Origin of the sequence: Alkanindiges illinoisensis, from assembly GCF_004377485.1 — a bacterium.
Lineage (GTDB): Bacteria > Pseudomonadota > Gammaproteobacteria > Pseudomonadales > Moraxellaceae > Alkanindiges > Alkanindiges illinoisensis_A.
The window spans coordinates 161,964-168,314 of the sequence record NZ_SNTY01000036.1 but is presented as its reverse complement, the minus strand read 5'-3'; the positions used below and the strand labels follow the sequence as shown (position 1 = coordinate 168,314).

The window sequence follows — 6,351 nt, the reverse complement described above, 5'->3', positions numbered from 1 at the left end:
TAGAGCACGTAGTCTTCATGGATTTCTGAGTGGAATTTACGCCTCACTATGTGCATATCAACTCACTCATCAAAATAAGCCAACAATTCAAATTAAGGAATCATCGGCTTAAGCACGATTCGGGTTAAATAGCATTATTGTGCTCCTTGTTAAAATACAGTCCAGGCCGTAAACGCTTCTAGTTCTTTATCAAATATGTCGCACTAGGTATTTGAATCCGCATTTTTAATGTTTTTCCAATATACAATTTCCTCCTGCATAGCGATTGATTTCGCTGAAGTATATAAATTGGTTTTTAATTCTTTTAGCTGCCCATAATACCCTAATTTAATTTTATCATCGAATTCAGAGTAACTATAAAAATTACCTTAAAGGTTGAAAGAAATTGAATATCATATAGCCTAACCACAAAAGTATAAATGCACAGCCAATATAGAAGCTTTTTATATATCTAGAGTCACTAATATGATTATCATTCTGATATAAGGTTGGCATACTGAAAATTATAAAACATGAACCTATAAGCATAAAAGCATAAAAGATGAATTTTAAAAAAAGTTCCATGTTGTAAACTCCTCAATTTCAGCATCATAAGCTTCTAATAATTTATACGCTCCCCATCCGCCTATTGCTGAACCGACAAGACCTGCCACAAACATACATAAAGGTGCGGCTGGACCACAAGCAGCCTCTGCTGGAGTACTTACTGCCATTGTTGTAGCAGCACCAGTGGCCATTCCTGTAAAAATGGTAGTCCCTTGCCTAATTGATTCTTTTTCTCTATTTTCAGCATAATAAATCTCTTTCCCTGCAAAAACGACAGTCACGACAAGAAAGACTGTTCCTAACGATCCGACACCTTTCATTTGACTTGTTACTTTGGGATTGGCATTACCTGCACTCCTCATGATTGAGTAATACACACGATTTTTCCCTGTTGGGGATAAAGCATTGAAAAAAGATTTGCCTAATGCCATCTGTTTTTTTATAAACCCATCCAGTTGCCTAGTATTTTTTAATTCTTCATAATTAGTAGGATTGGTTAATTTATATGCATATTTTTCACTTAAAAAGTCAATTGTTAGGCCGTTAGTTTTTATATTTTTAGCTCCAGCCACGCCTACAGCAGTGGTTCTTTTTCTAGTTGTTTCCATTACTTCATTTCTAAGTTTATTACACTCATTAGCTGCCTCTTTTAATGTGAGTTTTCTATCTTTAACAAGCATGATATATTTATTAGATACTTCTTTAGCTTTTTTTTGATACGTCAACCTAAGAACAGGATTTTGTATCGTTTCTTTAGCTATGTAAGATGTTGTTGATTCCCATTGCTCAATAGCAATTTCCAGCTCATTTTTGACTTTTACAGGAACTTTGTTTGATTCAGCTTTCTTGGTTATGCCCTGCGTCATTTTTAATTTGTAAGTTGACTTATTAAAATCTCCATTTTCAAGCGCAGGAATACGAACTCTGGCAAGTTTTGTATTGTTTAAAATTAGTTCAATAAAGATTAAGTCTAATTTATTACAGTTATAAACCCTAGTACAGCCATTATTATCCAGCTTTCCGCCGTAATTTTTATTAGATGAGGTATTTAAAAAAGTATAACTTAAATTGGACAATATATTCTTATCATTACAGAATACTTTTAATCTGGCAGTATACGTCATGCTTCTTGCTCCGTAGATTCAGCATCAGTTTTATGCACGATGATGGTATATTTTTCTTCTTGATCATTTGAGGTAATTCTTACAATTCCATCTTTAGGCACGTCACCACTACGAACATTTCCTTTTGAGTCAATCAGACTAAAAGTGGCTGCACTTCCCAATAACCCATTATCTACTTTATGCCGAACATCAAACTCTAAAATATATCCACCATTACTCGGTGAGGGTAAAAATGGAATATCGCTTATTACCCTCTGCCCACTGCTAAACACATGCTGCCCGGCTTTCACCTCAAATTTACCGCCAGTAATCACTTCAATACCTTTGGCACTGATCCTGATTTGTGAACCACCCGCACTGAGAACAGGCGTGGCAGTACTCCAACTATTGATGGCAAATGATTGATTCATGTTATTAACCTTTAACCTTTGCTTTAATTATGAGGCATTATTTAAATTGGTTCGCATTCTAACCAAACCCTTAATTTTTACCAAATGACTTTTATTGTTGCAATGTAGCTTAAAAAAGCATGATTGTTGTCCTTCATATTTGCATTTTATAATAGACTTCTTTCATAAGTTGTACCAACTCGCCTTCGACAGGCTCAGGCAGCGTTGGTTGAGCTTTTCGAAACCAGACTTATGCAAGAGATCTAATATTTAAAACTAAAAGGAGTTGACTAATATTTTACTCGACAATAAAAAACCCTATCACTATGAAAGCAACAGAGTTTTATAGGGTGTTTTCTACACGGTGCAGCTGTGCTTAAAACCAGTTTAGGCAGCGCGGGCAAACAGGTTTTTCAGTGACAGCTTGGCACGGGTGGCCTTGATCTTGTCAACCATCTGGTCAGGAAGGGAATGCTCAGCCAAACGTACCCACACGCTGGCAAACTGCTTGGCAAAACTGGCTGAGTTGTAGTTCTGGCCATACTCTTCACACACTGCACGTACCTTAGGCGCCATTTCCTGATAGCGGTTGGCTGGTACATCCGGGAATAAATGATGTTCAATCTGGTGGCTCAGGTTACCACTCATAAAGTGAATGATCTTGCCGCCAGTAAAGTTGCTTGAGCCACGAATCTGGCGCAGATACCACTCAGCCTTGGTTTCGTTTGCAGTGTTATCCGGCATCATTTCAGCATCTTCAGTAAAGTGACCACAGAAAATCACTGAGCCTGCCCACAGGTTACGGATAATATTGGCAACAGCATTACCAGCAAATACTGGCAGGAACATCGGGCCAGCAATTACCGGAAAGAACACATAGTCTTTTAAAATCTGACGACGTGCTTTTTTACGGAATTTGGCTGCATCAGCCCATACCTGTTTCCAGCTTTTGGTCTTATAGATAATCGCATCTTCCAGATGCAGGTTTTGCACACCCACGTACCATTCAAATGCCACTAATAATTGTGCTGCCAGAGGAATATTAAACAAGAAGCGTGGTTCCCATTTTTGCTCACGGCTCATGCGCATCAGGCCATAGCCAACATCATGATCCTTGCCAATCACGTTGGTATACGTGTGGTGCATGTAGTTATGGGTATATTTCCAGTCATCGCCTGTGCCCATGGTATCCCAGTCGTAGTTGGCACCGTTTAAGGTGGGGTCATTGAGCCAGTCAAACTGACCATGCATCACGTTATGACCCAGTTCCATGTTTTCAACAATTTTAGACACACCCAGCATGGCTGTACCCAGCAACCAGACCGGTGGAATCCAGCCACCGAACATCAGCATGCCGCGTGAGGCAATTTCGGTATAGCGCACAAAGTTACGCACCTTGTAGATATAGTCGGAATCTTCCTTGCCAATCTTGGCCATAGTCTCGGTACGAATGGCGTCAATCTTGCGGCCAAATTCCTGAATCTCATCAAAGCTTAATGCACGGCTTTTGCTTTTGGTAGCTTTTACCGCATCATAGTTCATCATGTTCATGGTCTTATACTCGATTTATTGGCTAATTCATTAAAAGGCTGGCTTACAGGTCAATTTCAACCGGACTGACTGCTTCGCTCACACATAATTTGATTTGCACATTGTTCTGGTCATTAATTTCGCCAGTCAGCTGGTTCTTCACCGCACCACTGACTTTGGTACACACGCAGGTGTTGCAAATGCCCATGCGGCAACCAAATGATGGTTTTAAACCTGCGGCTTCGGCACTGGCCAGCAAATTGCCACGGCCTTCAAACTCCTGCATGCTGCGGCGGAAATTTACCGGAACCGCTTGTGCATCATCACTCACGGTTACGGGTAAAAAGCTTTCCTGAGTGAGCTTGTCGCTCCAGCCGCGTTTTTGCCAGATCTGGCGGGTGGCTTTCATCAGGCCGGGTGCAGCACACACATAGGTTTCACGGTATTTGGCATCAACACACAGTTGATCCAGCGTTTCTTCATCAAAAAACGCGGGTTTGTCCGCACTGTCCACAATAATGTGCAAGTTAAAATGCGGATGCTTGGCAGCCAGTGCTTCCAGCTCGGCACGGAATGCCGGATCACGGGAATAATAAATCAGGGTCACTGGCAGTTTAGAGCGTTCAAGCGCCTGTTTGGCCAATGGAATCATGGGCGTAATGCCACTGCCAGCAGAGATGAGCAACACCGGATGATCGTGTTTTTTTAAGGTAAATTCGCCCATGGCCGGGGTAATTTCCAATACATCACCTGGACGCGCATCATTGGCCAGATAGTTGGACACACGACCCTGCTTTTTAATCCCCAGCACAATGGTTGAATCGCCAGGATAGCTCACCACACTATAGGCACGTTGATGTTGCACCCCGTCAATCCGCACAGTCACCATGACAAACTGGCCGGGCTGGTACTGATTAAATTTGTTATTGGTACGCAAGGTGAGCTTAATCATGCCATCAGCAATGGGTTCAATGCTTTCAATGCGTGCCATGGTACGACGCAGGGTCCACATCGGATTCACCTTGGCCAGTACAAAATCAACAAAGTCTTCGCGAATCCAGTGTGGTTTGTAGTTGCTGGTCTGTAACATGATGCGGCCCTCTTGCTTATCTTCTGATGCTGGTGTTCTGGATGTATTCACGTATTTGGCAGTTTGCTACTTTAGTGAACACTTGTTAGTATTGTGAACACTTGTACACTAATATAGCGTGTTTTAAATTTGAGTCAACACCTGTACACTGAATTTTTAAAAAGAAGTTTATTTTTTTTGTTAAACTTGTTGCCTCATTAGTTTTTTTGGTCTGTCTGAATGTCGATCAGAGACGAACGCAAGCAACAAAGCCGTCAAGCCCTGCTGGAAGCGGCCCTGACGTTAAGCACCTCTGGACGTTCGTTTAGTACGATCAGCCTGCGCGAAGTGGCGCGTGAAGCTGGTCTTGTGCCCACCGCGTTTTACCGGCATTTTCAGGATATGGATGAACTGGGCAATGATCTGGTGGATCAGGTGTCCATTAGCCTGCATCATTTGTTGCGCAGCCTGCGTGAGGGATACACCGTTAAGGCTGGCTCCAAAACCCGGCTCAGCATTGAACGGTTTTTTAATGCTGTTGACCAGTCCGCACGGCAGTGGCTATTCCTGATTGGCGAGCGCTGGGGTGGCTCATCGGTCGTGCGTGATGCCATTGCGCGTGAAATTCATTTTTTTGTGGATGATCTGGCCGAAGACCTGAAAAAATTGCCGGCCTTTGAGCATGTGGGTGCCACGCAGGACTTGCAGATCATGTCGTCAATTTTAATTAATATGTCGTTTTCCTGGGCCATGACCTGGCTGAATTTGCCGGATAAAAATAACCCGGCCACGCTAGCAGAACAGCGCGAACAATTGATTCAAAACACCACCAAGCAGGCGCAACTGATGTTCCGTGGCATTTCCAACTGGAATAGCGAAGCGGGTAACAAGTCCTGAGTTTGCCTTTATATAGTTGAAATAGGTAGCCATAAAAAAAGCCTCAAACAGTTGAGGCTTTTTTTATACGTTGAAAACGCTTATTTTTTGGCAGGTGCTGGTTTTTTCACCACTGCACGTTCTTTATTGATCAGGTAATTCACCACCTGAATCACTTTTTGGTCTTCGCCTTTCACCACATACTTGCCATTGACGACTAAGGCAGGTACGCCATCCAGCTGGTAGGCCTGCGCCAGTTGCTTGGACTGGGCAATCTTGCCAGAAACTGCAAACGAGTTAAACATGGCATTAAACTTGTTGCTGTCCACGCCATAGCCCTGATAGAAATTCGCCAGTGATTTCTGGTCGAACAGGCGCTGGTTTTTCTGGTGAATGGCATCAAACAATGGCTTGTGGACTTTATTGGTCAGCCCCATCAGGTCAACTGCATAATAGCCACGGGCATTTTGTTCCCATACCGGATTCATGGCCGCCGGGCTGCGCACAAAATTAATGTTGGCAGGTTTGCTGGCCAGCCACGATGCCACATAAGGTTCCAGACGGTAGCAATGCGGGCAGCCATACCAGAAGAACTCACGCACCTCAATCATGCCGGGTTTTTCCACTTTGCCCGGATTGGACAGTACGGTGTAATCCTTGCCTGCTACAAATGGTTCAGCAGCATTAGCCAAACCAGACATAGCCATTACAGATACGGTCATTGCACTTAAAACCAAATGTTTCATCTTGATCATACGTCCTGTGCGTGTATAAAAATTTTAGTAAATGGTAAAACATCTTGTGGGATAGTATATGT

The 6,351-nt window shown here is 42.8% G+C and carries 6 protein-coding genes and 1 pseudogene; 2 read left to right on the top strand and 5 right to left on the bottom strand.

What is annotated here, in order from left to right:
- A pseudogene (locus E2B99_RS09780) lies at positions 1-112 on the top strand (IS982 family transposase); the annotation flags it as partial.
- A 436-nt stretch (positions 113-548) separates the two neighbouring features.
- Here E2B99_RS09780 and E2B99_RS09775 read toward each other — a convergent pair.
- The 4 genes from E2B99_RS09775 to E2B99_RS09760 all read right to left on the bottom strand — a co-directional run bounded on the left by E2B99_RS09775 (position 549) and on the right by E2B99_RS09760 (position 4,679).
- Positions 549-1,670, bottom strand: a complete 1,122-nt coding sequence (locus E2B99_RS09775) for a hypothetical protein (RefSeq protein ID WP_134244787.1) — start codon at positions 1,668-1,670, stop codon at positions 549-551.
- Positions 1,667-2,080 carry a DUF2345 domain-containing protein gene (locus E2B99_RS09770; RefSeq protein ID WP_134244786.1) on the bottom strand — a complete coding sequence of 138 codons (414 nt, stop codon included), beginning with the start codon at positions 2,078-2,080 and terminating at the stop codon, positions 1,667-1,669. The genes E2B99_RS09775 and E2B99_RS09770 overlap by 4 nt, the downstream gene beginning before the upstream one ends.
- 366 nt (positions 2,081-2,446) lie before the next feature.
- Positions 2,447-3,610 carry a fatty acid desaturase family protein gene (locus tag E2B99_RS09765; RefSeq protein WP_134244785.1) on the bottom strand — a complete coding sequence of 388 codons (1,164 nt, stop codon included), beginning with the start codon at positions 3,608-3,610 and terminating at the stop codon, positions 2,447-2,449.
- A 43-nt stretch (positions 3,611-3,653) separates the two neighbouring features.
- Complete coding sequence (locus E2B99_RS09760) at positions 3,654-4,679, bottom strand: ferredoxin reductase (RefSeq protein WP_134244784.1); 1,026 nt, start codon at positions 4,677-4,679, stop codon at positions 3,654-3,656.
- Positions 4,680-4,898: 219 nt separating this feature from the next.
- On the opposite strand from E2B99_RS09760, the gene E2B99_RS09755 reads away from it, so the two are divergent.
- Entirely contained in the window at positions 4,899-5,555 is a 657-nt protein-coding gene (locus tag E2B99_RS09755) for a TetR family transcriptional regulator (RefSeq protein ID WP_134244783.1), read from the top strand.
- Positions 5,556-5,635: 80 nt separating this feature from the next.
- On the opposite strand, the gene E2B99_RS09750 is transcribed toward E2B99_RS09755, so the two are convergent.
- On the bottom strand, positions 5,636-6,280 hold the full coding sequence (locus E2B99_RS09750) for a thiol:disulfide interchange protein DsbA/DsbL (RefSeq protein WP_134244782.1): 645 nt from the start codon (positions 6,278-6,280) through the stop codon (positions 5,636-5,638).
- Between the last annotated feature and the right edge of the window lie 71 nt (positions 6,281-6,351).